Source organism: Chryseobacterium arthrosphaerae, assembly GCF_001684965.1.
Lineage (GTDB): Bacteria > Bacteroidota > Bacteroidia > Flavobacteriales > Weeksellaceae > Chryseobacterium > Chryseobacterium arthrosphaerae.
On the sequence record NZ_MAYG01000001.1, the window covers coordinates 87,576 to 114,563 of the forward strand.

Annotated in this window: 19 protein-coding genes and 5 tRNA genes; 21 read left to right on the forward strand and 3 right to left on the reverse strand. The window is 40.1% G+C overall.

The window, feature by feature from the left end; translation table 11 throughout:
• Window positions 1-50 precede the first annotated feature (50 nt).
• The 14 genes from BBI00_RS00380 to BBI00_RS00445 all read left to right on the forward strand — a co-directional run bounded on the left by BBI00_RS00380 (window position 51) and on the right by BBI00_RS00445 (window position 9,400).
• The gene (locus BBI00_RS00380) at window positions 51-1,757 is read left to right on the forward strand and encodes a S8 family serine peptidase (protein WP_065396904.1); all 1,707 of its coding nucleotides are present in this window, start codon (window positions 51-53) and stop codon (window positions 1,755-1,757) included.
• Window positions 1,758-1,881: 124 nt separating this feature from the next.
• Window positions 1,882-2,373 (forward strand): lipocalin family protein, encoded by a 492-nt coding sequence (locus tag BBI00_RS00385; protein ID WP_065396905.1) that lies wholly within the window; start codon window positions 1,882-1,884, stop codon window positions 2,371-2,373.
• Window positions 2,374-2,398: 25 nt separating this feature from the next.
• Window positions 2,399-3,088 carry an OmpA family protein gene (locus tag BBI00_RS00390; RefSeq protein WP_065396906.1) on the forward strand — a complete coding sequence of 230 codons (690 nt, stop codon included), beginning with the start codon at window positions 2,399-2,401 and terminating at the stop codon, window positions 3,086-3,088.
• A 195-nt stretch (window positions 3,089-3,283) separates the two neighbouring features.
• Window positions 3,284-4,171, forward strand: a complete 888-nt coding sequence (locus BBI00_RS00395; protein WP_065396907.1) for a decaprenyl-phosphate phosphoribosyltransferase — start codon at window positions 3,284-3,286, stop codon at window positions 4,169-4,171.
• Window positions 4,168-5,487: an FAD-binding oxidoreductase gene (locus tag BBI00_RS00400; protein ID WP_065396908.1), complete on the forward strand. Its 1,320-nt coding sequence runs from the start codon at window positions 4,168-4,170 to the stop codon at window positions 5,485-5,487. The genes BBI00_RS00395 and BBI00_RS00400 overlap by 4 nt, the downstream gene beginning before the upstream one ends.
• A complete protein-coding gene (locus BBI00_RS00405) occupies window positions 5,487-6,212 on the forward strand; it encodes an SDR family NAD(P)-dependent oxidoreductase (RefSeq protein WP_065396909.1) in 726 nt (241 codons plus the stop codon). The genes BBI00_RS00400 and BBI00_RS00405 overlap by 1 nt, the downstream gene beginning before the upstream one ends.
• Window positions 6,213-6,216: 4 nt before the next feature.
• Window positions 6,217-6,804, forward strand: a complete 588-nt coding sequence (locus BBI00_RS00410) for an HAD-IB family hydrolase (RefSeq protein ID WP_065396910.1) — start codon at window positions 6,217-6,219, stop codon at window positions 6,802-6,804.
• Window positions 6,805-6,828: 24 nt separating this feature from the next.
• Window positions 6,829-7,296 (forward strand): hypothetical protein, encoded by a 468-nt coding sequence (locus tag BBI00_RS00415; protein ID WP_065396911.1) that lies wholly within the window; start codon window positions 6,829-6,831, stop codon window positions 7,294-7,296.
• Between the two features lie 2 nt (window positions 7,297-7,298).
• On the forward strand, window positions 7,299-8,474 hold the full coding sequence (locus tag BBI00_RS00420) for a cysteine desulfurase family protein (protein WP_065396912.1): 1,176 nt from the start codon (window positions 7,299-7,301) through the stop codon (window positions 8,472-8,474).
• An 85-nt stretch (window positions 8,475-8,559) separates the two neighbouring features.
• Window positions 8,560-8,877 carry a thioredoxin gene (gene trxA / locus BBI00_RS00425; RefSeq protein ID WP_027374941.1) on the forward strand — a complete coding sequence of 106 codons (318 nt, stop codon included), beginning with the start codon at window positions 8,560-8,562 and terminating at the stop codon, window positions 8,875-8,877.
• A 129-nt stretch (window positions 8,878-9,006) separates the two neighbouring features.
• Window positions 9,007-9,080: transfer RNA gene (locus tag BBI00_RS00430), tRNA-Asp, on the forward strand.
• Window positions 9,081-9,113: 33 nt separating this feature from the next.
• A tRNA-Asp gene (locus BBI00_RS00435) sits at window positions 9,114-9,187 on the forward strand.
• A 33-nt stretch (window positions 9,188-9,220) separates the two neighbouring features.
• Window positions 9,221-9,294 (forward strand) — tRNA-Asp (locus BBI00_RS00440).
• A gap of 32 nt (window positions 9,295-9,326) precedes the next feature.
• A tRNA-Asp gene (locus tag BBI00_RS00445) sits at window positions 9,327-9,400 on the forward strand.
• Window positions 9,401-9,567: 167 nt separating this feature from the next.
• Here BBI00_RS00445 and BBI00_RS00450 read toward each other — a convergent pair.
• Entirely contained in the window at window positions 9,568-10,455 is an 888-nt protein-coding gene (locus BBI00_RS00450) for a LysR family transcriptional regulator (protein ID WP_065396913.1), read from the reverse strand.
• Between the two features lie 77 nt (window positions 10,456-10,532).
• Between BBI00_RS00450 and hutH the strand changes: the two genes are divergently transcribed.
• The 7 genes from hutH (at window position 10,533) to BBI00_RS00485 (ending at window position 22,718) form a co-directional block, all read left to right on the forward strand.
• Window positions 10,533-12,080, forward strand: coding sequence for a histidine ammonia-lyase (gene hutH, locus BBI00_RS00455; RefSeq protein WP_065396914.1), 1,548 nt, complete (start codon window positions 10,533-10,535; stop codon window positions 12,078-12,080).
• Between the two features lie 11 nt (window positions 12,081-12,091).
• A complete protein-coding gene (gene hutI, locus BBI00_RS00460) occupies window positions 12,092-13,357 on the forward strand; it encodes an imidazolonepropionase (RefSeq protein ID WP_065396915.1) in 1,266 nt (421 codons plus the stop codon).
• Window positions 13,358-13,369: 12 nt separating this feature from the next.
• Window positions 13,370-15,361, forward strand: a complete 1,992-nt coding sequence (locus tag BBI00_RS00465) for a urocanate hydratase (protein WP_065399561.1) — start codon at window positions 13,370-13,372, stop codon at window positions 15,359-15,361.
• 205 nt (window positions 15,362-15,566) lie between these two features.
• Window positions 15,567-15,640: transfer RNA gene (locus BBI00_RS00470), tRNA-Asp, on the forward strand.
• Between the two features lie 521 nt (window positions 15,641-16,161).
• Complete coding sequence (locus tag BBI00_RS00475; RefSeq protein ID WP_065396916.1) at window positions 16,162-17,676, forward strand: retron St85 family RNA-directed DNA polymerase; 1,515 nt, start codon at window positions 16,162-16,164, stop codon at window positions 17,674-17,676.
• 44 nt (window positions 17,677-17,720) lie between these two features.
• A complete protein-coding gene (locus BBI00_RS00480) occupies window positions 17,721-21,065 on the forward strand; it encodes a WGR domain-containing protein (RefSeq protein WP_065396917.1) in 3,345 nt (1,114 codons plus the stop codon).
• Window positions 21,066-21,068: 3 nt separating this feature from the next.
• Window positions 21,069-22,718, forward strand: a complete 1,650-nt coding sequence (locus tag BBI00_RS00485) for a hypothetical protein (protein ID WP_065396918.1) — start codon at window positions 21,069-21,071, stop codon at window positions 22,716-22,718.
• A gap of 140 nt (window positions 22,719-22,858) precedes the next feature.
• Here the strand turns inward: BBI00_RS00485 and BBI00_RS00490 are convergent, their stop codons facing one another.
• Both BBI00_RS00490 and BBI00_RS00495 read right to left on the reverse strand, forming a co-directional pair.
• Complete coding sequence (locus BBI00_RS00490; protein WP_065396919.1) at window positions 22,859-24,040, reverse strand: phosphatidylinositol-specific phospholipase C domain-containing protein; 1,182 nt, start codon at window positions 24,038-24,040, stop codon at window positions 22,859-22,861.
• A gap of 18 nt (window positions 24,041-24,058) precedes the next feature.
• Window positions 24,059-26,905 (reverse strand): TonB-dependent receptor, encoded by a 2,847-nt coding sequence (locus BBI00_RS00495; RefSeq protein WP_065396920.1) that lies wholly within the window; start codon window positions 26,903-26,905, stop codon window positions 24,059-24,061.
• Between the last annotated feature and the right edge of the window lie 83 nt (window positions 26,906-26,988).

Genomic DNA, 26,988 nt, shown 5'->3' on the forward strand with positions numbered 1-26,988 from the left:
AAACGGATAAAACTGGTGGGTGTATGACTTTTAAAATTAAATATCAACATATGAAAAAGGTATTATTAGCTGCAGTTTTTTTAGCAGGTTTTAATTTCTCCTTTGCACAGGAGTCTAAAGCTAAAAGTATTGATCCCAAAGAAGATAAAGATCTGATGACCTGGTATCATAAGGATTTCTCTGCTTCAAAAGTATATGGAGTGAATACGGCAAATGCTTATAAATATTTAGAATCTAAAGGTCTGAAGCCCAAAACAGTGATTGTCGGCGTTTTAGACAGTGGTGTACAGGTAGACCACCCGGGATTGGTAAAAAACCTGTGGACGAATCCTAATGAAGTTCCGGGAAATGGTAAAGATGATGACGGGAACGGATATATTGATGATGTACACGGATGGAACTTTATAGGCGGAAAAAACGGAGATATTGATATCGACAATATGGAGGTGACAAGAGTGGTTGCTAAATATAAACCGGTTTTTGAAGGTACTGATTCTGCAAAGAACAAAGCCAACCAGGCGAGTATGAAGGAGGAGTTTGACATGTATATGAAAGCCAAAGATCTTTTCAGCAAAAAAAGTATTGAGGCTAAGCAGAATTTCCAGACCTATTCTATGCTGAATGAGCTGATTCCAAATATGGTAAAACTGCTGGCAGGAAAACCTGTAACTGCAGAAACAATCAGAGCGATTAAAGCACCTGCAGATCAGAGGGATGCTATTGCTTTGGACTTTTTGAACCAGATCTCATCAAGCCCGGAGTTTAACGGAAAATCTGCCGCTGACTTCGAGAAAAAGATGAAAGACGAAATGAAAGAGGCAATAGATCATTTTGCTCCTGCTGCCAAACAGTATGACCTGTCTTATGATCCTAGAAAAGAAATTGTGGGAGATAACTATGATGACTACTCTGAAAAGATCTACGGAAACAACCATTATGAAGGACCGGATGCAGAGCACGGAACCCACGTAGCAGGTATTATTGCAGGTCTTCCGCAGGGAAAAGAAATACAATATGGTGTAGCTTCCAAAGTGGCAAAAATCATGACCGTAAGAACTGTTCCGAATGGAGATGAAAGAGATAAAGACGTTGCCAACGCTATCAGATATGCGGTGGATAATGGCGCTAAAGTATTGAATATGAGCTTTGGAAAACCCGTATCACCAGGCAAAAATGTAGTATGGGATGCTTTCAAATATGCTGAAGATAAAGGCGTTCTTTTAGTAAAGGCTGCCGGTAATGAAAACGAAGATGTGGCAGAGCACCTTGCATATCCTACCAACTTTAAGAACATTTCTGACGAAAAACCATTTGTAAGCAACGTTCTTGTTGTAGGGGCAAGTACCAATAAGAATAATGCTTTGAGAGCTGACTTCTCCAATTACAATAAAAAAATGGTGAATGTTTTTGCTCCGGGAGAAGAAATTTATTCTACCGTACCAAAAAATGAATACAAATACCTTCAGGGTACCTCAATGGCTTCACCGGTTGTAGCAGGAGCAGCAGCCGTCCTGCTGGCCTATATGCCCGAGCTGAAACCTGATCAGATTATTGAATCTCTTGTAAAGAGCAGCAATCCGAGCACGGCAAACGGATTCACAGATCAGTCGCAGGCTGGTGGGGTTATCGACCTGAAAAAAGCAGCAGAATATGCCTATACTCATTTCTACAACGGGAAAGGATCCGCAGATACTGCTAAACCTTCAAAACGTAGAGCCAACGAAGTCAAATCCGTAAAAAAGGCTGTTAAAAAATAATTTATCTTCCTGTGTTTAAGGAGAAACCATAAAGAGTCCGAATTTTTTCGGACTTTTTATTTTTTATTTTCAATTTTGGCACGGTTTTTTGTAACTTTATAGTAACAAAATAATAAACAACAAAATGAAAAAGTTACTACTTGCAGGGATGTTGGGAACATCACTTTTTGCAGTGTCTTGTTCCTCTGTGAATAAAGCAGCTACATCTCAAAATCAAAGAGCAGACTTCCTTACCATGAAGGGAGACTGGCAGATCGTGAGCGTAGATTACGAAAAAGGATATAAAATCAAACCTTTTGATGAAGGTGCAGATGCACAATGTTTCGTAGGAAGTCACTGGAGACTGATTCCTAACAACTGGACAGGGGCGTATACTTTAAACGGTGGTGGAAATTGCCCGGCAATTACCCAGCCTATCAAATTTGAAGTGAAAAACGGTAATACGTTTATGTTTAAAAAGATTGCTTCAGGTACTAAAGCAAAACAAAATACAGCAGGATATACCCTGACACTGATCAAGCAGACTACCGATCAGTTTTCACTTGAGCAGGATGTTCCGTTTGAAGGAGAAAATGTAAAAGTTGTTTACAACTTCGAGAGAACAGGAATGAAATAATTTATCAACATAAAGATCAGAAAAAATGAAATTTAATAAAACATACGTAGGAGCCCTTTTCTTGTCATCAGCTTTATTATTGACAAGCTGTGAAGCGGTTCAGAATTCTAACCACCAACAGAGAGGTACAGCCGTAGGTGCTGCTTCAGGAGCAGTACTAGGAGGTATTCTTGGTAACAATGTAGGAAAAGGAGGAAATGGAGCGATTGGAGCTGTATTGGGTGGTATTATCGGTGGTGTTGCAGGTAACGTTATCGGTAACAAGATGGATAAACAGGCAAGAGATATCAAAGAAACTTTACCGGGAGCTCAGGTAGAAAGAGTAGGTGACGGTATTAAAGTGACCATGAATGAAAGTATTGTAAACTTTGCTTTCGACTCTTCAAACCTTACTTCTGTTGCTCAGACCAACCTGGATAAATTAGCCAAAGTATTGGCTGATAACCCGGATACCAATATCAATATCTACGGACACACAGACAGCGTAGGTAAAGATGCTTATAACATGGCACTTTCTCAAAGAAGAGCTGATGCCGTAAAATCTTACCTGGTAGGGAAAGGAATTGCAGGCAGCAGAATGTTTACAAAAGGTGAAGGTAAAAATATGCCGGTTGCAAGTAACGATACTGACGAAGGAAGAGCTAAAAACAGAAGAGTTGAATTCGCTATTACTGCAAATGAGAAAATGATTAACGATGCCAAACAAGGGCAGTAATTAATTTAACATATAAATATTTTCGTAAAAGACCGCCCCGGCGGTTTTTTTTGTATTTTTATGCTGGAAATTTTGAATTTATTATTTTTGTACCTTAAACCTTTATGATTTGAAATCCCTTACATAACATAAAAAATGATGAAGGCCCCCTGCAACCATTAAAAACAAATAAAAATTTCGGAAGAAATAACATAAATGAAGAAATATTTAAAGCTACTGCGTGTAGAACAATGGGTGAAGAACCTGTTTGTATTTGTCCCTCTGTTTTTTTCAGGTAATATTACCAACCTTAATTTACTTGTCGAAAGTATTTTCGCTTTTGTCATATTCTCACTTGCTGCAAGTGTGGTTTACATTCTGAATGATTATAATGATATTGAAGCAGACAGGAAACATCCTGAAAAAAGAAGAAGACCCCTGGCAAGCGGGGCGATTTCCAAATCAAAAGCAATAGGAATTCTTATAGGCCTTGTCATCACAGATATTGTACTGGTATTATTGGCTCAGCTCTATTTCCATCAGCCGTTATGGAAATTCGCCACCATCATAGCTTTCTATGTAGTGATGAACCTTGCTTATACTTTCAGACTCAAGCATGTTCCTATCATTGATATCTTTATCATTGCCATAGGCTTTGTACTCAGAGTACTGGCCGGCGGTTATATTACAGGGATCAGCATTTCGCAGTGGGCTATTCTGCTGACCTTTGTACTGGCACTGGTTCTGGCCATCGGAAAAAGAAGGGGAGAGCTGATCAATGCACAGGTTTCAGGAAAGACAAGGAAGGCATTGGATGGGTATAATGTTCAGTTTGCAGATATTGCACTGTCTATTTCCATTACCCTGGCTATCGTCTGCTATCTGATGTTTACCCTGTCGCCGGAGGTTCAGGCCAGATTCCATCAAAGAGTCTTCTATACTGTAGTTTTCGTTGTGTTTGCTTTGCTGAGATATCTGCAGCAGACACTGGTGTACAACAGAACCGAATCTCCAACCAAAATTGTATACAGAGACCGTTATATTCAGGTCACTTTATTACTTTGGGTCGCCACATTTTTAATTCAAATTTACTTTAAAAAATGAAGCCGAATTTCACACAGAAAGTTACAAACTGGGGAAATTTCCCGGTAGTGGAAAAAGAAATGAGATCTGAGGACAGCTTCAAAAAGATAAAAGAATTTGTACTCAATCATAACGAAATTATAGCAAGAGGAAACGGAAGATGCTACGGAGATGCTTCGTTGGGAGAGTCCATATTTTCTACTAAAAAATTAAATAAGTTCATCAGTTTCGACCGTTTGAACGGAGTGATAGAATGTGAATCCGGAGTCCTTCTTTCTGATGTTCTGGAGATTGCTGTTCCGCAGGGATATTTCCTGTATGTAACTCCGGGAACAAAATTTATTTCAGTTGGCGGAGCCATTGCTTCAGATGTACATGGTAAAAACCACCATGCTGAAGGGTGCTTTTCAGAATATGTGATTGAATTTAAACTGATGACTGAAAATGGTGAGATCATCACCTGTTCCAGAGACGAAAATTCAGAGAAGTTTTGGGCTACCATCGGAGGAATGGGGCTTACCGGAATTATCCTTACAGCAAAATTTAAGCTTAAAAATATAGAGTCTGCATACATCCGTCAGGAAAGCATCAAGGCTGAAAACCTGGATGAGATCTTTCAGCTTTTTGATGAAAGTGAAAGCTGGACTTATACGGTGGCCTGGATAGACTGTCTTCAGAAAGGAAAAAATATCGGAAGAAGTATTCTGATGAGAGGAGAACATGCCTTTCAGCACGAGCTTCCTCAAAGTATGGGAAAAACCCCTTTAAGACTGAAGAAAAAACTTCAGCCTACTGTTCCTTTCTATTTTCCCGGATTTGTACTGAATGCATTGACGGTGAAAATATTCAACTGGCTGTATTATAAAAAACAATCTAAGAAAGAAGTCAGAAATTTTATTGACTACGAAACATTCTTCTATCCTCTGGATGCCATCAATGAATGGAATAAGATCTACGGAAAATCAGGTTTTATACAATATCAGATGGTAATTCCCAAAGAAGCAGGAAAAGAAGGAATGAAGAGAATCCTGGAAACAATTGCCAAAAGCGGAAACGGATCATTCCTGGCAGTGCTGAAGCTTTTCGGGAAAAACAATCCGCAGGCGTACAATTCATTTCCTGTGGAAGGATATACGCTGGCATTGGATTTTAAAGTCAATTCAAAACTGAAGAAACTGGTAGATCAGCTGGATGCTATCGTACAGGAATTCGGCGGAAGAATCTATCTTACCAAAGACAGCATGAGCAGGTCTTCACTGACCAATTATCTGAAAAATATTCAAAATCCTAAATTTGTGTCTTTACAGCACAAAAGAATCATAAACAACAACTCATAATGATCGTTCTGGGAAGTACATCTGAAGTGGCACAGGCATTTGTGGAAAAAGCACTTCAGGAAGGAGAAAAATTTGAAAAGATCTATCTTTTTACCTCAAATAAGGAAACTACAGAGAGGTTTGCAAGGCATATTGATGTGAAGTTTCTGCAGCAGGCTGAAGTCATTGAACTCGATCTGACCAAAGAAATTGATTATAATAGATTTGATAATATCAATTCAAATGTATTATTTTGTGCCGTAGGATATTTGGGCGAAGGAACAGAAGAAGGATTGTATGATAACAGGAATACCGAGCGGATCATTGATATCAATTATTCAAAGCTGGTACCGGTGATGAACTATTTTGCCCATAAATTTGAAAGCAGAAGGTCCGGAACGATCATCGGGCTTTCATCAGTGGCAGGAGATCGGGGAAGACAGAGTAATTTTATCTATGGAAGCGCAAAAGCAGCTTTTACAGCTTATTTAAGTGGTTTAAGGAATTATCTTTTTGATAAAAAAGTACATGTTCTGACCATCAAGCCTGGTTTTATGGCTACCAAAATGACAGAAGGGCTTCCTTTGAATCCTAAACTGACCGCTACACCGAAACAGGCTGCCGCATGCATTTACAAAGCTTTTAAAAAGCAGAATAATGTGGCCTATGTTTTGCCTGTCTGGAGTATTATCATGTTGATCATCAGTAATATTCCTGAATTTATATTCAAAAAATTAAAGCTTTAAAAAAATGAAAAAATTGTATTGTTTTGATTTTGACGGAACACTGACGTATAAGGATACCATGTTTATGTATCTTAAATTCTACGATTCTACAAAATACCGGATACAATTTTTAAGACATGTACCGCTCTTCATCCTGCTGAAGCTGAAACTGGCCGAAACGGAAAAAGTGAAGAAAAGCTTTATCGGTTCTATTTTAAAAGGACAGTCTCAGGAAAAGATCGAGCAGAAATCGAAACAGTTTTTTGAAATGCATTACCCTAAAATCGTAAGGGAAAATGCCCTGGACTTTATACAAAATATCGATAGGAATAATACACAGAGCTTATTGGTTACCGCTTCACTGGATATCTGGGTAAAACCTTTTGCCGATGAACTGAAAATGCATCTTGTTTCTACCCGGGCCGAGTTTAAGAACGGTGTTTTCACAGGAAACTTTATCGGCAAAAACTGTAACGGAAAAGAAAAACTGGTAAGAATAAAAGCTGAAATCAACGATTCCAAATATGATAAAATTATCGCATTTGGTGATACTTCGGGGGATCGGCCAATGTTGAAATGGGCAAATGAGGGACATTACCAATTTTTTCATTAATTTTGGAAGGTAAAAGTGTAAAAAATGAAAAGTCTGTTATTTGCTTTGATGATCATCCTGATGAGTTGTACGAATGTACCGTCTCAAAAGGAATCTCCTATGCAGAAAAAAGCAGAACTTCTTGTTTCGGAATCTCAGGGTGGGGCAGATCAGCCCGGCTTCAGAATCATTAAAGACGGGAAAGATTTTCGTAACACGATAAAAACGGGATTCGGATGGGTAGATCTTGGAAAAGAACCGGCTACTGATTATCCGAAATTTCCGAAGAATAAAAAAGTTATACTCTACAACTTGGGCAGCTTCAGATCAGGAAGCCACAGAGTCACAGAAATCAGAAATGTATCCGTGAAAAACAACATCCTGTATGTAGAAGTCCCGGCCGGGGAACCTGCCGGTGAAATGGAAATTCAGGTGATCTCCAATCCCTGGATTATTTTCGCTGTTCCCGCAGAGTATCAGTTTACCTCCGTAGAATTAAAATATTCAAAATAATAATGGATAAAGTATATTTAGATAATGCCGCAACCACTCCGCTTGCAGAAGAAGTTATAGATGCAATGGTGGGTACTATGAAGATGAATTTCGGAAACCCGTCTTCAACGCACAGCTTTGGCCAGGAAGCAAAAATACTTATTGAAAATGTAAGAAGACAGGTTGCAGACTATCTTCATGTAACTCCTGCTGAGATCATTTTCACTTCCTGTGGAACCGAATCCAACAACATGATCATTAAATCCGCCGTAGAACATCTTGGCGTACAAAGGATCATCAGCTCTCCTCTGGAACATAAATGTGTTTCGGAAAGTATTCTGGATATGAAAGCCAGAAAAGGAGTAGAAGTAAACTATATCCGCCCGAACGAAAAGGGAGATATTGATCTTAACAAATTAGAAGAGCTTTTAAAAGCTTCAGATAAAAAAACATTGGTGAGCTTAATGCATGCCAATAACGAAATCGGGAATCTGATAAACCTTAAAAAAGTAGCGGAACTTTGCAAGGAACACCATGCGCTTTTCCATTCAGATACCGTACAGACCATGGCTCATATGAATCTTGATTTCTCTGATATCCCCGTAGATTTCGCTTCTTGCAGTGCCCATAAATTCCACGGGCCTAAAGGAGCAGGATTTGCCTTTATCAGAAAAGCAACGGGCCTTAAAGGGATCATTACCGGAGGACCTCAGGAAAGAAGCCTCAGAGCCGGAACAGAAAATGTAAGCGGTATTGTAGGACTTGGGAAAGCTTTGGAACTTTCGCTGACGCATATGGACGAATATACACAGCATATGCAGAGCATCAAAGAGTATGCTATAGAAAGATTATCAGCCGAAGTGGAAGGCATTAAATTCAACGGTAGAAGTGCTGAGAAGGAAAGCAGTCTTTACACTGTTCTGAGCGCTTTATTGCCATACAAAAACCCGCTGATCGGACTTCAGCTGGATATGAAAGGAATTGCAATTTCTCAGGGAAGTGCATGCTCTTCAGGAGCGTCAAAACCTTCAATGGTAATGATGATGGTACTTTCTGAGGATGAAATGGATCACTGTACGCCATTACGTATTTCTTTCAGCCATATGACGACTAAAGCAGACATTGATACACTGGTGACAGCTTTAAAGGAAATTTCAAGTGATTACACTATAGAAAAAACTAATGTTGAGCATAGATAGTCTTATGATGTAAAAATCGTAATTTTGAAGACTCAATAAAGGGGAAAACAAGAAAATAATATTAATTAAAATAAAAGAAACAAAAATGGCTTTAGAAATTACAGACAGCTCATTTCAGGATACGGTTTTAAAATCAGACAAACCGGTATTAGTAGACTTCTGGGCAGTATGGTGCGGACCTTGCAGAACTTTAGGACCAATCATCGAAGAAGTTGCATCAGATTTTGAAGGGAAAGCAGTAGTAGGAAAAGTAGATGTGGACAACAACCAGGAAATTTCGATGCAGTATGGTATCAGAAATATCCCTACAGTTCTTATTTTTAAGAACGGAGAAGTAGTAGATAAATTAGTAGGTGTAGCTCCAAAAGAGGTAATCGCTGAAAAATTAAGCGCTCACTTGTAAAAAAACAATTGTGATAATGAATACCTTCCGTGTTTGGAAGGTATTTTTTTTGAAAATAATTTGCAGGTAATAAAAAAAGGTGTAATTTTGCAACCACGAAAAAGAAACGACGTTCTTTTAAAAAATAATGATCCGGTAGTTCAGCTGGTTAGAATGCCGCCCTGTCACGGCGGAGGTCGCGGGTTCGAGTCCCGTCCGGATCGCAAAAAGTTTTCTCAATTTACTTTAAAAAAATTGATCCGGTAGTTCAGCTGGTTAGAATGCCGCCCTGTCACGGCGGAGGTCGCGGGTTCGAGTCCCGTCCGGATCGCAGAAGTTTTCTCAATTTCTTTTTAAAAAAATTGATCCGGTAGTTCAGCTGGTTAGAATGCCGCCCTGTCACGGCGGAGGTCGCGGGTTCGAGTCCCGTCCGGATCGCAGAAGTTTTCTCAATTTACTTTAAAAAAATTGATCCGGTAGTTCAGCTGGTTAGAATGCCGCCCTGTCACGGCGGAGGTCGCGGGTTCGAGTCCCGTCCGGATCGCAAAAAATCTTCTAGAAATAGAAGATTTTTTTTTATTTATGCCCTTTCGGAAATCAAAACCATCCGGTTCCTGTATTTTTATAACAGCCAATCAATCTGGCAGCAGGATCAGCAATCTGTATATCCATGATGATTCAATGGAGCAGATCCTTTCAAAATTGACCACATTAATTTTCAGTAAGGTAATTTATAATGTCTTTTAGTATAGGATTTCTGTTAGATTCTTTCCATACCATATAAAGTTCCGTTTTTTGGGAAATATAATTCAGCTCCAGAAATTTTACATTCAGATCATAACCATATTGCAGAGACGTAGGCAGTATGGCTATTCCCAACCCTTCCTCCACAAGTTTGTAAATAGTCAGCGCATTGATGGATTTATGAAACACCTTTGGCCGGAACCCATGATCTTCACAAATACTCATGATAACATCAAAGTAATGGGGGCTGTCCTCACTCGAAAAGAAAATGAAAGACTCTTTATATAAACTCTTAAAAGTCTCATCATCTATATTGTCAATAGGATGATTTTTAGGAAGAACCAAAGAAAAACTGTCCTGATGGATAAGATGCTTTGAAATACCTTCAGGAATATTCTGCAACCTTACAAACCCGATATCCAGCTGATGGTCTTCCAATAGCTTTACCTGCAGCTTATTGGGCATCTCCTGCAGAACAGTTCTGATCTCAGGATAGATCCGGTTCAGTTTTACAACACAGTCGGGAATAATCTTTTCTGCAGCAGAACCCAGAAAACCGATTCTCAGTTCAGACTGTCTGCCCTGGCTGATATTTTCAAGCTGTTCTTTGATATTGATTAAATGATTAAAAATAAAATCCACTTCCTTTTTCAGATAAAGCCCGGCTTCGGATAATTCTACTTTTTTCTTGGTTCTGTTAAATAAGGTCACATTGAATATCTCTTCCATCTGTTTGATCTGTCGGCTGAGCCCTGGTTGTGATATGAAAAGCTTTTCGGAAGCCTTCCGGAAACTCAGCTCATTGCTTAAAACCTGGAAATATTTCAAATGTCTAAGTTCTATCTGATAACTCATAGTTATTGATTAATGATGTAAATGGTATTATTAAGTATTAAATATACTTATTATTTTTGATTCAAATTATAAATGATATGAATAAAGAATACGGTTTTAATTACGGCATTGATATGCTCACAGCCTCCAGGGCCTTAGCCATTAGCAGGGGCGAACTGAAAGGGATTTTAAATGACCGCAGCAGGGAAGAAGTAAGGAAAAGCAGCCGGTATGTAGAAACAATAGCGCAGTCCGGTAAAGCAGTGTATGGTATTAATACAGGTTTTGGCCCCTTATGCACCACCATGATTTCATCTGAAGATACCCGTAAACTTCAGAGCAACATTTTAAAAAGCCATGCAGTAGGGGTCGGAAAGTTTATTGATGTGGAACTATCCAGAATAATGTTGGTATTAAAGCTTCATGCCCTGTCAAAAGGATATTCAGGAATTCAGGAAGCAACCCTGGACCGTATGATCTGGCATCTTGAAACGGATGCTATCCCTTTAATTCCGGAGCAGGGATCTGTAGGGGCTTCGGGGGATCTCGCTCCCTTATCCCATTTGTTCCTTCCACTGATCGGATTGGGGAAAGTGTATTACAAAGGAGAAGTAATTCCCGCAGGTACCTTTTTAAAAGAACAGAATGTAGAACCGCTTTCACTGAGTGCAAAAGAAGGTCTGGCACTGATCAATGGGACACAGTTTATGGCGGCTCATGGGGTGAAAGCAGTAGAAAGACTTCATAACCTGCTTACCAATGCAGATATTATTTCCGCAATGATGATAGAAGGCTTAAAAGGCTCTGAAAAACCTTTTGATGAAAAACTCCACCAGTTGAGACCTTACACCGGAAATATAGAAGTAGCGTCCAATATCCGGACACTGTTAAAAAACTCTGAAATTGTACGCTCCCATGCTGACTGTTCAAAAGTTCAGGATCCCTATTCTATGAGATGTATCCCACAGGTGCACGGTGCATCCCGGGACGCTTATGCCCACCTTAAAAAAACAGTGGAAATTGAAATCAATTCCGTTACAGACAATCCGGTTGTTTTCAGTGAAACATCTACGATAAGCGGAGGAAATTTCCATGGACAGCCTATTGCCCTACCCCTGGATTATGCTTGCCTGGCTGCTTCTGAAATTGGAAACATCAGTGACAGGAGAATTTATCTTTCCCTTGAAGGAAATACTCCGGGATTACCAAAGCTGCTGATGAAGGAAACAGGCCTGAACTCAGGATTGATGATTTTACAGTATACCTCTGCTGCTTTGGCCAGTGAAAATAAAGGATTGTGCTTCCCGTCAAGTGCGGACAGTATTCCAACTTCTCTGGGACAGGAAGATCATGTAAGTATGGGGTCAATAGGGGCCCGCAAATTACATCAGGTCATTGAAAATGTTGAAAAAATCCTGGGTATCGAGCTTTTTTGTGCCGCTCAGGCCATGGATTACCATGCTCCTTTAAAGCCTGGAAAAGTACTGGAAGCAGTTCACCGTTTTGTACGCTCCAAAGTAGCCCACATTGAAGAAGACCAGATTATGCATGATATGATGCAGGTCACAATCGATATGGTGAAAGACGGATCCCTTCTGAAAGTTGCACAGGAGGCCGTATCAATAGAGCAGGATCATCTTTTTTAAAAAAACAAATGATGAAAAAAGAAAATATAAATACAGGCTTTTCCCTCATAGGCCCTTTTGCTCAGCTGATTACACTGGCCGGGTTACCAGATAAGGGAGCCATACATGATGAAGAAATTGTGGCTTTGGAAAATGCAGCGATTCTGTTAAAAGAAGACACTATATACCGTGTAGATGATTATGATATACTTAGAAAAGAAGCGGAAAAATTAAATGCGGCCCATATAAAACTAACGGATGAATTGGTTTGTGTACCGGGCTTTATAGATGCCCACACTCATATATGTTTTGCCGGAACACGGTCGAACGATTACCGGATGAGAAATGCAGGTAAAACCTATCTTGAAATCAGTGCTTCCGGTGGCGGAATATGGGATACCGTAAACAGTACCCGGAAGGCAACTCTGGATGAACTGATTTATTTAACCATACAACGTGCAGAAAGACATTTAGCGGAAGGAGTGACTACTATAGAAGTAAAAAGCGGCTATGGGCTGAGTGTAATGGAGGAGCTGAAAATGTTGAATGCAATTCAGCAGGCCAATGAAAATACACAGGCTGATCTTGTACCTACCTGTCTGGCAGCTCATATTCCGCCAAAAGATGCTGAAAGCCGCTCCGCTTACCTGAATGATATCATTGAAAACCTTTTCCCCGTCATCAAAAACGGAAAGCTATCTAACCGGGTGGATGTATTCATTGAAGAAAATGCCTTCAGAAATGAAGAAATTAAGCCCTATCTGACCAGAGCAAAGGAAATGGGATTCGATATAACAGTTCATGCCGATCAGTTTACCTGTGAAGGAAGTGCTCTGGCAGTAGAATTTCAGGCATTAAGTGCTGATCACCTGGAAGCAAGTACAGATGCTGAAATTGAAATACTGGCCAAAAGTAATGTAGTTGCCGTAGCTCTTCCCGGAGCTTCCATAGGTTTAGGATGCTCATTTACGCCAGCCAGGAAAATGCTTGATGCAGGTCTGGCAGTAGCTATTGCCAGTGATTGGAACCCCGGTTCGGCGCCAATAGGAGATCTGCTTTGTACAGCATCCGTATTGGGAACTTTTGAAAAACTTTCCAATGCTGAAGTTCTTGCCGGGATTACTTACCGTGCCGCAAATGCTTTAGGACTGAAGGACAGAGGAAGGCTTGCAGCAGGTATGCTGGCAGACTTTAACCTGTTTGAAACCCATAGTTACCATGAAATTTTTTACCACCAGGGAAAATTAAAACCCAAATATGTTTATAAAAAAGGGAAACAAATAATTACATCTAACTAAATCGAAAATATGATGAATTTTAAAGAACAAATACTGCAGGGAATTCCGGAACACCTTCCGGCGCCTAAGAAATACAATAAAGAAATAGATCATGCCCCTGTAAGAGCTGATGTATTAAACGATGATGAAAAAAAATTGAGTGTGCGGAATGCACTGAGGTATTTCCCTACAGAATGGCATAAAGAGCTGGCTGTAGAGTTTTTAGAAGAGTTGGAAACCTATGGACGAATTTACATGTACCGTTTCATGCCCGATTACGAAATATATGCCCGCCCCATAGAAGAATATCCTTTTAAAAGCCTGCATGCCGGCTGTATTATGCTGATGATCCATAATAACCTTGATCCGGCAGTGGCCCAGCACCCCCAGGAGCTCATTACCTATGGCGGTAATGGCGGGGTTTTCCAGAATTGGGCCCAATATCTCCTGACCATGAAATACCTGGCCACAATGACGGATGAACAGACCCTCAACATTTACAGCGGCCATCCACAGGGAATTTTCCCATCAAGTCCTTCTGCACCAAGAGTAGTAGTGAGTAATGGTATGATGATTCCCAATTATTCCTCAAAAGCTGATCTGGAAAAATTCAGTGCCCTCGGCGTGACCCAGTATGGGCAGATGACAGCGGGGTCCTATATGTATATCGGCCCGCAGGGAATTGTACACGGAACTGCTATTACCTTAATGAATGCATTCCGGAAAAAGCTCTCCAATGGAGAAAAAGTACAGGGGAAAATATTTTTAACAGCCGGCCTGGGAGGAATGAGCGGAGCGCAGACCAAAGCAGGAAATATAGCAGGCTGTATTACCGTCTGTGCAGAGATAAATCCAAGCGCTGCAAGAAAAAGACATAGTCAGGGATGGGTAGACGAACTGATTGATAGCTTAGATGAGCTGGTAGACCGTGTAAACCTTGCCCGGTTCAGCAAAGAAACCGTTTCATTAGCTTATATCGGAAATGTGGTTGATGTATGGGAGCGCTTTGATAAAGAAAATATTTTTATCCATATCGGCTCAGACCAGACCTCACTCCATAATCCTTTTTCAGGAGGTTATTATCCGGCAGGATTGACCTTTGAAGAAGCTAACCATATGATTGCTGCGGATCCCGGTCAGTATAAAAAACATGTTCAGGAATCACTTGTCAGACAGGTAAAGGCCATTAATGCCCATACCGCGAAAGGAACTTACTTTTTCGATTACGGAAATGCTTTCCTGTTGGAAGCTGAGAGAGCGGGAGCTGATATCATGGATGAGACAGGTACCCGTTTCAGATACCCTTCCTATGTTCAGGATATTCTCGGGCCGATGTGCTTTGATTATGGTTTCGGACCATTCAGATGGGTATGTGCCTCAGGAAAACCTGAAGATCTGAAAATCGCAGATCAGATTGCCAGAGAAGTGATGCAGGAAATAAAAGCCAATGCCCCAGAAGAAATACAGCAGCAACTGCAGGACAATATCGTCTGGATTGCCGAGGCAGAATCCAATGCTTTGGTTGTAGGCTCACAGGCAAGAATTTTATACGCTGATGCTGAAGGCCGTGCAAAAATTGCTTTGAAATTTAATGAAGCTGTGAAGTCAGGAAAATTGTCAGCTCCGGTGATTTTAGGAAGAGATCATCATGATGTAAGCGGTACAGATTCCCCTTTCAGGGAGACCAGTAATATCTACGATGGAAGCAGGTTTACAGCTGATATGGCCATTCATAATGTGATAGGAGACAGCTTCAGGGGAGCTTCCTGGGTATCTGTTCACAATGGAGGAGGAGTGGGCTGGGGAGAAGTAATTAATGGAGGATTCGGAATGGTGCTTGACGGAACGGATGTTGCTAGGACAAAACTTCAGGATATGCTGTTCTTTGATGTAAATAACGGCATTGCACGAAGAAGCTGGGCCAGAAATGAAGAAGCAATATTTGCTATAAAACGGGAAATGGAAAGAACACCTTCCTTAACGGTCACTCTTCCATATGCAGTGGATGAGCAGGCTCTGAAATAAGAATATGGAGAGTAGACTTCATATTTTTTATCAGTCCGGCAACAGAAACGTGCCGGGCTGATTTTTTTTGAAATTTTTATATTTGACAATCTGCTGCTTATGAAAAGATCCCCAATAATCATCAGTATTAATTGGTGGAAAATAAAAAAAGTGATATCTTTGCAGCAGTTAAAAAAGGAGGAAAATTTAATGCTCATCCTTTTATGATCCGGTAGTTCAGCTGGTTAGAATGCCGCCCTGTCACGGCGGAGGTCGCGGGTTCGAGTCCCGTCCGGATCGCAAAAAGTCTTCTGTTTTCAGAAGACTTTTTTTCGTTTTTGACCTTTTCAATTCTTAATTTCGGAGATACTTTTCCAATCAGGCGTAAAAAACTGAGCTGAGCAAAAAGGGATCAGATAAAATAAACTATAAAAAACGCAAAGAAGTTAATATAGTTTCAAATTCTGATCCTGATTCTTAAAATGTATTCTAAGGAAAAAAACAAAGAATTCAATTCTTATTGGTACCATATCATTTTTTTTATATATTTGGAAAAGATAGATCCTTGCTTTTCTTTTTAAGAAATGATGATGTTTCGTCATCGATGTAAAATTGCTTAGCATACTGCACTACATACTATCTTTAATGGTGAAATTGGTACTAGTATGTACCTTTTCAGTTCATTTTCCGGGAAAATAAAGATACACACTAGTACCATTTCTGGAGTTGATAGATATAGTTCTCAGAAGATACGAAGGTTTATCACACACAAAGCCCTATTCAATCGTAGGGCTTTTTATTTATAAAAAAACACATAACCAATGTCACAAAATCTCAGCAGACAACAGATTTACGACCGCATAAAAGCATCTTCCAAAGACAGTTATATTTTGGAGGAAATGAAAAGGCTTGGTTTTTGGCAGGAGACCTCTACACCTTCCTTACCGGAACAACTGATACAGAAAGAAGTTGTTTTACAGCAGGAGTTGCAGGAATTACTGGCGAAAAACAGAAAGTACGGCAACCAGGAAGCGATGCTTCGTGAAATGCGTAAAAAACGGATGCAGGAAGCAAAAGCCAAAAGAGAAGTCACCAAACAAAAAAATGAACAGAAACGGCAGGATAAAGCGGATCACTGGAAGAAATTACAGGAGCAGCAGATTATTTATCTTGGTGAAAATGTTTCAAAAGGACTTCATAAAACAGATTCTGACGGGGAAAAGTTACAACAGTATTCACTTCCTGCTTTTGAAAGCATAGCAGATTTCAGCCGAAAATCAGGTTTCAGTCTTTCGGTTATCAGGTATCTTGCCTTCCACAGGAGCGTTTCAAAAAAATCTCATTACCACACTTTTGAAATTTCAAAAAAATCGGGAGGAAAAAGAAAAATTTCTGCCCCGAAGTCTCAGCTGAAAGGTTTCCAGCAATGGATTCTGGAGAATATTTTAAATAAAATCCCTGTAGGAGAAACTGTTCATGGCTTCACCGCACAAAAATCAATCGTTACCAATGCAGAGCCGCATCTTGGGAAAGATATCATCATCAATATAGATCTGCAGGATTTTTTTCCTTCAATCAGCTATAAAAGGGTAAAGGGGCTGTTTGTGAAACTGGGCTATTCGGAACAGCTGGCGACTATTTTTGCATTAGCCTGTACCCAGGCTCACACAGAAGAAGTTTTATTGGACGGAGTTAAATATTTCGTTCATAAAGGAGAAAGGTTCCTGCCTCAGGGATCTCCTGCAAGCCCTGCAATAAGCAATCTTATTGTTTATAAGCTGGATAAGAGATTACAGGGGCTGGCCGGTAAATTAGGATTTGTATATACACGCTATGCAGATGATCTTACTTTTTCTGCGCATCAGGCCAATGATCAAAACATAAATAAGCTTTTATATTTCGTAAAACAGGTGATCAGCGACGAAAACTTCACTGTGCATCCTGATAAGCTTCATATCATGAGAAAGAAGCATCAGCAGAAAGTGACGGGCATTGTGGTGAATGAAAAACTGAATGTTGAGAGGAAGAAGCTGAGAAAGTTCAGGGCACTTTTACATAATATTGAAGTCAATGGATGGCAGAACCAGACCTGGGGAAAAGCATTTCATCTGATCAATGCGATAGAAGGCTATATCAATTTTGTGAATATGGTAAACCCTTCCAAAGCTTTAGCCTTTAATGAAAAATTAAAAGCAATTATTGCAAAACACGGTAAGCCGATGACGGAGACTGTAAAAATAATTCCGGTAACTGCAGAAACAATTGAAGTTCCCGGACGTAAAGAAGAAATAGCAGCACCAAAAGAAGACAAAACAGATTGGTGGAATATTTTTTAGCCTGATCCCAATACCTAATAACAACATCTTAAGCCATAAGATAGATGAAAATCATCAAACAGACCAAGCTCTTTTTCCACGAGGGAAAATCGGATAAAGTTTACGAAATCGATCTCTGTGAAATCAATCCCGATGCTTTTATTGTCAATTTCCGTTACGGAAGACGGGGAGCTGCGTTGAAAGAAGGCAGTAAAACTCCTGAATTTGTTTCAAGAGAAAAAGCTGAAAGCATTTTTGACCAGCTCGAAAAAGAAAAACGAAATAAAGGATACCAGTCAGAAGTAGAAGTATTTGTAGAACTTCCGTCATTGGAAACTGTGAATATGAACTCTACTGAAGGCGTTATATTGAAACGCCTGGAAGATGCCACACAGGGAATCAATTCTTTCAAAACAGAGTGGAAAACTTCCCGTGTGATCTGGAAAGCAGCCCAAATGGAATTTAAAGAATCGGTGCCTTATATTCTGAAACTGGCAACTAAAGGAGACGAAATGCAGCTGTATGCTTCCATTTTTGCCATCAGAACATTACAAATCACCCAGGCATCAGGACTTCTTCACAGCATTGCACACAGTACAAGACATAAACAGTATATCCGGAACGTTGCTTTTGATGCTCTTTTGACAATCAATGAAGCTTCGGAACAGGAAAAGACCGTTTCAGAATTACTGGAAAGCTTACCAGCCGACATACGGTATGCTATTGATAAAGGTGATTATGAACGCTTAAAAAAACATTACGCTGAGAAATTCGGCAAAAAAGAAAAAGCAGATGAGCTGACCTTTCTTTATCTGCTGTCAAAAGCCTATCCTTCCCTGGTTGAGGTTATTGAAAACCTTCTCTGGCAGATTCCTTTTGAAGCTCCTTATTTCAGAAACATCCGGGCAATATATAAGCTCGCCCGTTTCAGAGATGATGCACAGATTCTGGGAATGCTTTCATTTTTGTTCGAAAAGAAAAGACCGATGTTCAACCGAACGGTCAGCCTTGATAAAGAATCATGGAATCAGGAGCAGTACTTTTATGATTTCGGTGGCTATGTGAATGTAAGAAAAGAGCTTTCCAATAACGAAAGCAGGCTGGCATTTTCAAATTTTACCAAACTTTATTTTCAGAAGAACGGTTTTTATTATTTAAAAGATCTTGGAAAACAGAATAAAGCAAAAGAATATTTAAGGTTTGCCGTCAATGCCCTGATACAGTATTCCAATTCAGATTATACCCCTGCGGTCAGAAGACCATTAAGCGTATACGGAAATTATGACTGGCAGAGCAGCAGATATCATTATACAGTCGTTGATTTCCCTGAGTGTTATCAGTCTTTACTTCTTACAACCATCCTTTTCGGGAATGATAAGACCCGTAAAATGGATGCCAAACTTCAGTTTTACATTAAAAAAGAACAATTCTGGAGTTCAGAATATTATTATCAGGAAAATAGAGTTACAAAAATAGAATCAGGTACAGATAATGACCAGGCTTCTTCAGAAAATACTTCTGTTAAAAAACAGCAGGAAGGAGCTTTAGAGAATATCATCAGTACATTTAAAAATATTTTCAGCTCCAATAAAGAGAAAACTGCCGATATTCAACCGAAGAAAGAGGCACCATCAATTGAGGTTGAATCCAATTATTCCAGATCCGAATTGTATCCTGAATTCTGGGATGCAATGCCGGAAGCTTATGTTCAGCTTTTGATGCAGGCAAAAATGGATCTGGTTATGAAATTCGCTTACAGAAACCTTTCCGTTCATCCTGAGTATAAAAATCTGCTGCAAAAAATCGAACCGGAAATGATGATCCGCCTGCTCAACAAATCTTCGGAATATCCTCAAAGGTTAGGCTTCGATGCTTTGATGAAGAGAGAGACGGAACTGAGACAGAACGAAAGTTGGGTAGCACAGATTTTAGTTTCCGGAAACGAAAAAGCTAGAAACTGGGCGAAAGTGAATATTGAAAATAATACCCAGTATTTTCTTTCTTCCACAGATTTTATGACGATTCTGGTGATGAATTCACGCAAAGAGTCCAATGAATTTATCAATAATCTACTGCAAAAAGCATCTTTACCGGAAGACAGGCAGAAAGCAGTGCTCGGAAAAGTAATCATTCAACTGATTGCGCTGGAAAATAATGAAGAAAACAACAGAATTGCCGAAGCTGCTACCAAAAAACTTAAAATAACGGCTTCGTCCAATTTCTCTGAGATCAGCTGGGACATTATTGCCCAATTACTGACTTCACCGCTGAATAATAACAGATTTTTGGCCAGTGAAATCCTCCTTTCCAAATCCCGGAAATACCCTGTTACGGAAATACCTGTTTCAATCATCGAACTGCTGTTAAACAATGAAAATAAAACCATCAGGGAAAACGGGCTTAGTCTTTTAAAGCAGTATCCGAAAGAAGAAACCGGCAACAGCTGGCAGCAGATTCTTCAGTTGCTTTCTACCGGTTATCAGGAAGTTGCAGAAGGAATCCTTGCTTTGAACGATCAGTTTGAATCACAGTCTGAAATTCAGCTGCAAACTACTGAAAGACTTTTTGACGTATTAATGATCGAACAGAAATTTGAAAATTCCCATCAGATATTCAGAGATTATCTTGAGAAAATGGCAGCGAAATACAACGGTGCCATTCCGGTAAAATGGCTGATCAGATTAGTATTTGCCAACAGTGTAAAAAACCGGCTTTTCGGATTTGAATTGCTGAAAAAAGTAAAGGATGACAGCCGGTTCAGCCTGAAGCAGGTCATTGCTCTGGCCAATCATGAGTTTCTGGCAGTAAGACAATGGTCCTGGAACTTTTACAAAAATAACGTTGAACGGATAAAATCTGACCGTAATCATGCATTGGGAATTCTGGATGCGAAATGGGATGACAGCAGGGCTTTTGCATTTCACTTTTTCGAAAACGAATTCACCGATGAAGACTGGGACACAGACTGCCTGGTTGGAATTGTAGATTCCGTACGTTCTGATGTGGAAAGTTTTGGTAAAAATCTTATTATGAAATTCTTCAAAAAAGAACAGGGAATGGAATATCTTACCAAACTGAGCCAGCATCCGAGCCAGAATATACAGCTGTTTGTGACCTCCTATCTTGAAGAATATGCAACAGACAACCCTGAAAAACTGAAAGAGCTAAACTTTTATTTCCGTTCAGTGCTTTCAAGGGTCAACAGGTCAAGAACTGCCAAAAACAGGATTTTCACTTTTCTTGAAAATGAAGGAAGAAAAAGTGCAGAATCCGCAGAGATTGTCAGCCGTATTTTAGACGATTTGTCAGCAACCACAGCCATTCAGGATAAATCCAGATGCATTGATATTATTTCTGAACTGAAAATGATCTATCCTCAACTGAATGTCCATCTTCAATTAATCTCTTAAGCCATGTTATTCGATTATAAATTTCATAAAGATACGGCCATTACGAACTCTGCAACGAGCACGCAAATGAGCTTTTCACCTGATCTGCAACGGGATCCTACATTTTTTGTGGGTAAACTCAATAAAAAAATACCTTTCAGGGAAGCTATTTCAGCACTGCATGATGTGGTGGTTTCCGATCTTCGTTTCAAACCAAAGGACAGGGCGGAATATAAAGAATGGGTTGCTGAGCAGGAAAAGCTTTGGCTGAGTGATTATATGGCAGAATTCCAGATTGAAGAAGTCCGGAACAGAATGGCCGAAGTAAGAGGCGAACTGGATCAGGTCTATAAAGAAAAGAACAGGGTGCTGGGGCCTTTCAATACTGCAAAAAAAGCGTATTTCGATTATCTGTATCAAAAAGACAGAGACGCCTGGTTTGTTCTCGATCCCGTTATTACAGTACATCCCGATGAGGTTTTCTTTGAATGTTTCAGCCAGGATGAATCCACTTACGGAAAACTGAGCAGCAGCTACAATGTTTTCACAGAGATCAACGAATTCAAATGTGGAACGACAAATATTGATTATTCGGCTGCACTTTACAACGAATTCCAGAAAATAAGAGATTATAAGGATACCGAATTTAAAATTGATCCTTCAGGATTTGAAGCAAGCACTACAAATGAAGAAGTCTATAAAGAAGAAAAGATAGATCTGCCGGATTCATGGGTCCGCGGATTTTTACAGGTAAGCTCTGCCATGACGCTGCCTGCCACAACATTTGATCTTCATCCGATGGATGTTTTCAGTATTTGCCAGTTTCTGAGACGATTTAAAGAGAAAAAAGGACCGAGGGCACTGCGTTTTATTCTTGAGCCCGGAAAACCTGTTCAGGCTGTTTTTGAGCCTTGGTATGAGGTATTAACTTTTCACCGCTCCATGTATACAGGAACGGAAAGTAAAACAATCAGAATCTGGGGACGGAGAAGACTGTTGATCCTGGAAAGATTAATTCCTATTGCTAAAAATTTCCGGGTGGTTTTATTGGGCAACGGTCTGCCTTCATTTTATATTGCGGATCTGGGCGATATGTTTTTTACCTTAGGGCTTTCAGGATGGACCACCAATGACTGGAGCAGGGCAGGGAATTTTGATCTGATGGCCCCGAGAAGTCATGTAGATCTCCTGACTCAGGAAAAGGTTTTCAATACATTAAAAGAAACTTGGTTCGGTACCGCTACCGAGCTATCAAGAAAGCTGAATCTGGATACAGCTGCGGTTTCGGCTTCGCTTACTTCTTATACACAGGCGGGAAGAGTAATTTATGATCTCAATTCAGGACTGTACAGAGTACGTGAGCTGACTCAGGAGCCGCTGGATATGAAACAGTTGCGTTTTTCGAGCCCGTTGGAAGAAAAAGCAGATCAGCTGATTTCGGAAGGTAAGGTGAAAATAGATTACAGTGTTAAAAATGATGTTCTCAATATCCGGGGAACGGTGAAGGATAATAATTCTACTCTCAAAATTCAGGCTTTCATTGATAGGGACCAACGTCTTACTGATGGAAACTGCCAGTGCGGTTTTTATAAAGCAAACGGATTGAGACAGGGCCCTTGTGAACATATTCTGGCGACGAGAATGATGCTGACCAGAAAGAGTTCAGAGGTTTAAGTCAGTAAAAAATAATCCGGCAGTTCAGCGGTTATAATGCTTTTCGGTAATACAGCCGGGACTGCAGAAGTTTTCCGGAAATAGGAATTTATAAATCATAATGATAATCCCCGATTCTGAAAACAGAATCGGGGGTTAATTTATTTACATGAAGTATTGACCGGGTTATTAAGATAATCCTTTCCCTGAGGTGGCTGTACAAAATAAGGCGTTCCATAGGTGTTTCCCGGACGGAAAAAATCGGTGGAGATCACCTGCGCACCGCTGCTGAACGCTGCTTTAGCTCTTGTGGAATCATTGACTTTAGCCTCATACGTTTCGATATCTGATCTTGTTCTTACCATATAGCCCTGTTTTACGAGATCCTGGATTTCTTTCTGCCTTACAATCGCATTATCCCGCAGTATGAATCCGGCAAAAGAATCATCGGGTTCACTGTTCAGAAACATAAGCCTTTCCTTTAATGAACCATTGATCAGGTAAGGGTTGTTTTTGGAAGATAAAGTTCCTGCACTTCCGGGAAGCAGCATAAAGATAAATTTGCCCTTACTTTCGTTAAGCGTTGGCCAGTTATGATGAGTTACGGCGTCTTTGAGCGTTTTGTATGTACCCTGAACGTCCTTTGGAGTGATGATCTTATCTTTACCAAGGTATTTTACAATTTCTGCGTCCAGGTCGTCATAAGCCTTTTTATCGAACGGTAAAACCTTCGTACTGTTTTCAAGGATCGGGAAACCGGAATCCTTTGCTTCGATCATCATAAAAATTGGTGTATGATCCGGATGCTGATCAGACCAGGTTTTAAGGGCAGTAAGTGCATCTTTTAAGGTAGGGTAATGGGTCCTGAAATCAATATCAGCCATATGCAGTACTTTGAAACCCGGCTGATCCAGTCCTTTTGTATTAAAAGGAGCCAGATCAGTCACCCCTTTTCCTTTTAAAATCCGGTAACTTGCAGGATTACTGAATCTTTTCCCGTCAGGGTCATAATAAACATCTATTTCCAGTCCTCTGAGATTGGCGTCGAGCTGTTCTGCAAAATCGGGATGATTATAATTCAGCCCTTCTTTCATGTCCATTCCGTTAGGATGATATTCCTTGAACTTTTCTTTTTGTTCCTCAGACATCATGCTGTCGTATTTCTGCATCATACCTTTGATGATAGGGGATACCAGCTCCAACACTTTAGGATCTGCAGGCTGTGCGTAAGAATTGTGGGTTCCTACGATCTGCAGTTGGTTGATCTTCGGATTCCTGCATTGATCCTGTGCCTGTAATAATGCTGTCATACAGAATGCAGCACTGTATATATACTTTTTCATTGATGAATATTTTTTTGATTAAAAGTTGTAAGTAAAGCCCATTTGTCCACGCATTCCTGAGTAGGAAATATTTTCTACACGGTTTTTTGTTCCCATATAGTAGCGGTTGGGTTCATTGAAAATATTGTTAAGCTCTAAAAAAAGCCGTACTTTCTTTGAAATGCTGTACGAAGTAGAAAGGTCTACAGTAAAGTTTTTATCAAAATACTGATAATGGTCCGCACCTGCAGCGGCTCTGATCTCACTTACGTAATTCCCTTTATAATTCCCTGCAATACGGATCATCAGTTTACTGGTTTCATAGAACAATATCGTATTGAAAATATGTTTGGCCTGATTAGGAATTGTTGTAGACATTGTTCCTGTCTGCCTGCCGTTTTCATAGACCGGCATATTCATTTTGGAAGAGATGTAGGTATAGTTTCCTTCGAAGCCGATGTTTTTCAAAAAGCCGGGCAGGTTTTCAAAACGTTTGGAAATCCCGAATTCAAAACCGAAAAGCTTGGCACCTTCCAGGTTTTTAGGGGCAGTAAAAGTATAGGATCTTCCTGCAAGATCTACAACCGACTGGTCTTTATAGATAAGATTGGTAATATCTTTATAGAAAACGCCGGCGGTTATCAGGTCCAGTTTTCCAAAGTAATTTTCAAACATAAGGTCGAAATTGTTGGAAAATGTAGGATCCAGTTTTGTATTGCCCTGGGTGATGGTATTGGTGATATCATTGACAATTGTTCCCGGGTTCAGGTCATTGAAATCCGGTCTTGCAAAAGAACGGGTATAAGCCAGCCTCAGAATACGGTCACTGCTGATGTTCCATTTCATATTGACCATAGGAAGCAGTACGTTGTAGGTTTTATTGTCCTTGATATCTTCCGTTCTGTTGCCTTTATCCGAAACTACTTTTTTACCCCAGAAAGTAACATCGTTGTATTCGTTTCTGACCCCTCCCAATATTTGCAGCTGATCATTAACTTTCCAGATTCCCATCAGGTAAGCGGACCATACGTTTTCAGTTCCACGATATGAACTCGTAATGTTTGAATTGCTGTCTTTACCACTAACCTGCATCAGGCCCAGGCTGTTCTGAGTATCTGCATTATACATCTGATCGATCTGGTCATTGGTGATCTGATCAATGATCACACCGTTATAAGGATTGCCGAGAGGATTCATAAAACCTCCTTTGTAAGGGAATCCTTCACGCTCAAGCTGGTTCAGGTAAATTACCGGAGCTCCGACAATTCCCAAACCTGATTTTGGCATCCATACCAGTAAAGAGCTGTTAACGGTTTTATTCTTATTGTTGTATTTGGTCCCGAATTTAAGTTCAAAGTTGTCTGTCGTTTTATATTTTACATCAATCTGGCCTCTGAGATCTGTTTCGCTATTACGGTTCTGGCTGAGGATGATCTGGTTTAATTTCAGTTTATCCGCCATTATAGGCTGTTGATTGTAGGGTAAGGTATAAGTTTCGGTATTGCCTGTGCCGTCAGGAGCATCCATAGCCATGTATTTCCTGCCATCCGCAGACAGATTTCCATACGTCATGGGTTGTACAAAATTGACCATAGGATACCCTCTTTCATATTTGTCAAGATTATCAGGAGAGTCGAATCTGAATTCTGAACGGGCTTTAGACAGGGACCAGTTGACTTCCAGGCGCTGCCCTACCTGATGATTACCACCCAGCTGCATAGAATACAGATCAGTAAGGTAATCTGCATGACGGGCCTGCAGCATTACATTCTTATTATCAAAATTAAAATAGGTTTCCCTTACCGACTGGCCGTCCTTGTACTGACTGTATAAACCTTTAAAATATAATTTGTTCCTGCTGTCTATCTCATAATCCAATCCTAAATTGAATCCCAGTGTCCGCCGGTTGGCCAGATAATCACGCAATTGAAGCTGATTGATGGAATAGGAAGCTGTTTTATCTTTTAATCCGTAATTAAAAATATTTCTCATCTGATCTATAGCGGTAGAACGTTCCCAGATCACTGCTGAGGTAATGAATTTTAATTTATCGGTAATTTTATTTCCATAGACGATTGAAGTATTGTAAGTAGGAGACTTCGACATACTGACATAGCCGGAAGCCATACTGACAGCGAGTGTCTCTTTATTTGGAGAGGTTTTGGTAATAAAATCAACATTCCCCCCAATGGCATCCCCATCCAGATCCGGAGTTAAAGCTTTAGACAGGCGTACATTCTGGATAAGCTCAGAAGGAAAAATATCCATCTGAACACCACGGTTGGCATTATCACCACTGGCACTCGGCATTCTGTTTCCGTTCAGGGTAGAAGCGGTCCATTGTACAGGAGTTCCTCTTACGGCAACAAAACGTCCCTCACCCATATCCCGCTCAATAGATACCCCCTGCATACGCTGTACGGCATCAGCAGCATTACGATCCGGCAGTTTTCCGATAGCATCGGCGGAAAGTACTTCCGTGATGGTATTAGAGTTTTTTTTCATTGTAATCGCCCTGGCTTGTGATGCTTTGTAAACGCTGGTAACGACTACTTCCTGAATATTGTTCTCCTTAAGTTTAGGACCGAATTTAACCAATCCCAGATCTACCTCCTTTTTATCTGCTACCTGAAAAGGAATGTAAAGGGTGTCATATCCCTTATATTCTATAACAAGTTTGTAGCTGCCGTCATATACATTATTCAGGACGAAGGATCCATCGGTATCGGAGGTGATCTTTTGCCCGCTGTTTTCAATATATACCAAAGCATTAGGAAGGTTTCCCTGGCTGTCTACCACAGTTCCGTGAACTGAGGTCTGTGCAAAGGCCAAAGGGCCTAAAAGAAAAAATGCTGCTTTTGTTAGAAAAAGACTTTCTCGTGACATCTTAGTGAAGTTTTATGCAAAGATGTCAGCTCATCCAGAAGTTTTGGTTCATTTAAATTTTATGCAACTGCTTCTCATGAGTT

Bases quoted from the DNA above. Each gene is read 5' to 3' on its own strand.
- BBI00_RS00380 (WP_065396904.1), top strand. From the start codon at position 51: ATGAAAAAGGTATTATTAGCTGCAGTTTTTTTAGCAGGTTTTAATTTC.
- BBI00_RS00385 (WP_065396905.1), top strand. From the start codon at position 1,882: ATGAAAAAGTTACTACTTGCAGGGATGTTGGGAACATCACTTTTTGCA.
- BBI00_RS00390 (WP_065396906.1), top strand. From the start codon at position 2,399: ATGAAATTTAATAAAACATACGTAGGAGCCCTTTTCTTGTCATCAGCT.
- BBI00_RS00395 (WP_065396907.1), top strand. From the start codon at position 3,284: ATGAAGAAATATTTAAAGCTACTGCGTGTAGAACAATGGGTGAAGAAC.
- BBI00_RS00400 (WP_065396908.1), top strand. From the start codon at position 4,168: ATGAAGCCGAATTTCACACAGAAAGTTACAAACTGGGGAAATTTCCCG.
- BBI00_RS00405 (WP_065396909.1), top strand. From the start codon at position 5,487: ATGATCGTTCTGGGAAGTACATCTGAAGTGGCACAGGCATTTGTGGAA.
- BBI00_RS00410 (WP_065396910.1), top strand. From the start codon at position 6,217: ATGAAAAAATTGTATTGTTTTGATTTTGACGGAACACTGACGTATAAG.
- BBI00_RS00415 (WP_065396911.1), top strand. From the start codon at position 6,829: ATGAAAAGTCTGTTATTTGCTTTGATGATCATCCTGATGAGTTGTACG.
- BBI00_RS00420 (WP_065396912.1), top strand. From the start codon at position 7,299: ATGGATAAAGTATATTTAGATAATGCCGCAACCACTCCGCTTGCAGAA.
- trxA (WP_027374941.1), top strand. From the start codon at position 8,560: ATGGCTTTAGAAATTACAGACAGCTCATTTCAGGATACGGTTTTAAAA.
- BBI00_RS00450 (WP_065396913.1), bottom strand. From the start codon at position 10,455: ATGAGTTATCAGATAGAACTTAGACATTTGAAATATTTCCAGGTTTTA.
- hutH (WP_065396914.1), top strand. From the start codon at position 10,533: ATGAATAAAGAATACGGTTTTAATTACGGCATTGATATGCTCACAGCC.
- hutI (WP_065396915.1), top strand. From the start codon at position 12,092: ATGAAAAAAGAAAATATAAATACAGGCTTTTCCCTCATAGGCCCTTTT.
- BBI00_RS00465 (WP_065399561.1), top strand. From the start codon at position 13,370: ATGAATTTTAAAGAACAAATACTGCAGGGAATTCCGGAACACCTTCCG.
- BBI00_RS00475 (WP_065396916.1), top strand. From the start codon at position 16,162: ATGTCACAAAATCTCAGCAGACAACAGATTTACGACCGCATAAAAGCA.
- BBI00_RS00480 (WP_065396917.1), top strand. From the start codon at position 17,721: ATGAAAATCATCAAACAGACCAAGCTCTTTTTCCACGAGGGAAAATCG.
- BBI00_RS00485 (WP_065396918.1), top strand. From the start codon at position 21,069: ATGTTATTCGATTATAAATTTCATAAAGATACGGCCATTACGAACTCT.
- BBI00_RS00490 (WP_065396919.1), bottom strand. From the start codon at position 24,040: ATGAAAAAGTATATATACAGTGCTGCATTCTGTATGACAGCATTATTA.
- BBI00_RS00495 (WP_065396920.1), bottom strand. From the start codon at position 26,905: ATGTCACGAGAAAGTCTTTTTCTAACAAAAGCAGCATTTTTTCTTTTA.